At 47.5% G+C, this 3,277-nt stretch carries 4 protein-coding genes; 2 read left to right on the forward strand and 2 right to left on the reverse strand.

The features are described from left to right. Nucleotides 1-84: 84 nt before the first annotated feature. Nucleotides 85-1,110 (reverse strand): NADH:flavin oxidoreductase/NADH oxidase, encoded by a 1,026-nt coding sequence (locus T472_RS05940; protein ID WP_023387447.1) that lies wholly within the window; start codon nt 1,108-1,110, stop codon nt 85-87. 246 nt (nt 1,111-1,356) lie between these two features. On the opposite strand from T472_RS05940, the gene T472_RS05945 reads away from it, so the two are divergent. Next, nucleotides 1,357-1,545, forward strand: coding sequence for a DUF4250 domain-containing protein (locus tag T472_RS05945; protein ID WP_023387448.1), 189 nt, complete (start codon nt 1,357-1,359; stop codon nt 1,543-1,545). 47 nt (nt 1,546-1,592) lie between these two features. On the opposite strand, the gene T472_RS05950 is transcribed toward T472_RS05945, so the two are convergent. After that, nucleotides 1,593-2,303 carry a tRNA threonylcarbamoyladenosine dehydratase gene (locus tag T472_RS05950; RefSeq protein WP_040906851.1) on the reverse strand — a complete coding sequence of 237 codons (711 nt, stop codon included), beginning with the start codon at nt 2,301-2,303 and terminating at the stop codon, nt 1,593-1,595. 162 nt (nt 2,304-2,465) lie between these two features. Here T472_RS05950 and T472_RS05955 point away from each other — a divergent pair, with 162 nt between their 5' ends. Continuing rightward, the gene (locus tag T472_RS05955) at nt 2,466-3,173 is read left to right on the forward strand and encodes a 5'-methylthioadenosine/adenosylhomocysteine nucleosidase (RefSeq protein ID WP_023387450.1); all 708 of its coding nucleotides are present in this window, start codon (nt 2,466-2,468) and stop codon (nt 3,171-3,173) included. The last annotated feature ends 104 nt before the right edge of the window (nt 3,174-3,277 follow it).

The raw sequence follows: 3,277 nt of genomic DNA on the forward strand, positions 1-3,277 counted from the left end.
TGCCGGGCGCACAACGAAAAACCCAGCAATATTCTGCATGCTATGTGCAGTCTGTTGCTGGGTTTGTTTTATGACCTCATGGCGTCATTTCTTTCTCCACTCCACGTTGAAGCCCCTCTTATATGCAAAGAGAGGAGTAATTAGCCCATGGCTTTCCTTGATCAGTATGAATGGGTCTCTAAGAAGCACCCTTCCAAGGGCAACGAGGTCAGCCCTGTCATTTGACAGTATTTCCTCGACCTGCTTTATGTCGGTAAGGAGACCTACTGCAATGGTAGGTATCTTACACCGATTCCTGATCTCCTCCGAGAATCTCACCTGATAACCTGGATATACCCTGATCTTCTGGTCCTCGACAAGTCCTCCTGAACTCACATGTACCATGTCCAGGTCTTCCTTGAGGATGTCCACTATCCTTACCATCTCATCAAGGTCAATGCCTCCTTCGAAATAGTCTGAAGCGGATACCCTGAGTATCAGAGGCATATCCTGAGGTATGGCATGCCTTACGGCTTTTGCAGTCATTTTAAGGAGTCTCGTCCTGTTCTCAAGGCTTCCGCCGAATTCATCATTGCGCCTGTTTGTAAGGGGGCTCAGAAATTCATGCATTAGATATCCATGCGCTCCATGCAGCTCAATGAGATCATAGCCTGCTTCGACAGCCCTTATTGCAGCTGACCTGAATGCTTCGACAACATCCTCAATATCAGAACTGGTCATTTCCCTTGGTATATCATATTCGCCGCTGTATGCTATGGCAGATGGTGCCACAGGCCTGATTCCTTCGATCCTGCATTTTCTGCCGGCATGTCCCAGTTGGATCCCAGCTCTTGACCCGTATTTGTGAAGAACATCAGTTATCATCTTATGGCCTTCGGCCTGCTCTTCGTTCCATATTCCAAGGTCCTTGTCAAGTATCCTGCCCTCAGGATTGACGCCGGTAGCCTCTACTATCACAAGGCCGATTTCACCAAGAGCCGCATTTCCATAGTGTATCAGGTGGAAATCCTGAGCAACTCCGTCTATAGCCATATTCATGCACATGGGGGGCATCACTACCCTGTTTTTCAGGTGAAGCTCCCTTATGCTGTATCCTTCAAAAGTCTTCATTCGACTGCTCCTTTAGTCCTATCCGATAGAACATTATTGATATCTTATCTATTAATTATATCAAATTTCCCGATATTTTTCATTTTTATGAAATCGGTAATCATGCAGGCATATTTTTATGTGTTAGTTATTTTTCAAACGTTTACTCCTAAGTTTTCATTTTGTTCATAAATTAAAACTGATTATCCATTATAATTTTCTTAGATGGAGCCCGTGATTTCACTGCCACAATAAAGGAGGAACCAAATGACACCTGAAAACATCAAAACCATGGACCCCTTCATGCTTAGCAGCCTGATCAACACTAAACTACGGAATGAGTTCAAATCACTGAATGACCTGTGTTCGCACTTCAGTCTGGACAAGAAGGAATTGCTGGAGCGTCTTTCACAATTTGGATACGAGTATTATGGCGAGATAAACCAGTTTCGCTAAGCCGTCAGGCAGCCGGGTGAAAACCCGGCTTTTATATTTTACGGAGTCTATTCGTAAATTCCAAGGAGCTCCCTGATCACTACCGAGGCCATGAGCATACCTGCTACAGGCGGCACGAAGGATGTGCTTCCAGGTGTCCTTCTCTTCGACTTCAGAAGGCTTGACGGGCCATCCAGGTCTTCATCGAAGGACCTTGGCTCCATTGGCTTCTCGAGTGAAGCTACTACCTTCAGGCTGGTAACCCCCCTCTTCTTGAGCTCACGTCTCATGACCTTCGCAAGCGGGCACATGGAGGTTTCATTGATGTCCATCACCTTCAGCATTGAAGGGTCAAGCTTGTTCCCCGTACCCATGGCGCTGATTATCCTGATTCCCTTACTCTTGCAGAATTCAATCGCAGCAAGCTTTGCAGATACAGTATCTATGGCATCGATGACGTAATCCGTATCTTCAGGTATCAGCTCACCCATGTTTTCAGGCGTGAGGAACGCCTCAACAGGAATTACCTGGCAGTGCCTGTTCATGTCCTCCGCCCTCTCCAGCGCCGCAATAACCTTCGGCTTCCCTATGGTGCTGTAGGTCGCTATAGTCTGCCTGTTAAGGTTTGAAATGGTGACTATATCGTTGTCGATGGCAACTACGATGCCCACTCCGCCTCTTACTAGAGCTTCGAAGGCTGCTCCTCCGACTCCTCCGAGCCCGAGCAGGCAAACCTTCGAGTCCATGAGCCTGTCGAGCCCCTCATCGCCTATCAGCATCCTTGTCCTTTGCAGTTCCTGTTTCACACGCCTCTCCTCCTGTCATATTCGTTATGATACTACAAAAGAATCCCATTATTAAGATGTACTGGATTATTTTCCTTCAATAAGGCGGATATTTCTAGTATCATCAGTATATAAGGAATGCAGGGAGGTATTTTAATGGACAGGATACTTGGAATAATATGCGCCATGGAAGAGGAGCTCGAGCCCCTCATGGATGGTTTTGATATGAACCGGACAGTCACCAAGGCTGGTATGGAATTTCTTCACGGATATCTGAACGGACTTGAGAGCGTGCTTGTCGTCAGTGGGATAGGAAAGGTCAATGCAGCCATCTGCACCCAGATACTGATCGATGACTTCAAGGTCTCACATGTCATCAACGTAGGTGTTGCCGGAGGAATCGGAAAGGACATAGCCCCGCTTGATGTCGTTATTGCAACCTCGCTCATCCAGCACGATTTTGATGTAACGCCTTTAGGCTACGCAAAAGGCGTCATCCCACGGCTTGAAGATTCCGTCTTCAAATGCGACGAACATCTTTCAGTCCTGGCCTTTGAATCCGCGACATGCTGCGGTGACCACAAGACACATAAGGGCGTAATCGTCACCGGTGACCAGTTCATGAGCGACAGCGAGAAGATCAGGGAGCTTGAGCGGACCTTTGGAGCGGCGGCCTGCGAGATGGAAGGCGCTGCTGTGGCACAGGCCTGCAGCCTGAACAATGTTCCCTTCTCGGTTGTCAGGTCTATTTCAGACAATGCCAATACCGGAGCCGGAATGGATTACGAGAAATTCAAACCGCATGCAGTACGCAACTCAGCGAACATAATACTGAAGATGGCAGCCGCACTCAAGGCTGAATAAGATGGAAGAACCCTGAAGCACCAAAATGCGCTTCAGGGTTCACTTTATTGGCGCTTCGCTGTTTTAAGTGGGAGATATAGTTGGATTTACTCTAGGCTTCAGTT

The sequence above is a fragment of the Youngiibacter fragilis 232.1 genome, assembly GCF_000495435.3.
In the GTDB taxonomy this organism is placed as follows: Bacteria; Bacillota; Clostridia; order Clostridiales; family Clostridiaceae; genus Youngiibacter; species Youngiibacter fragilis.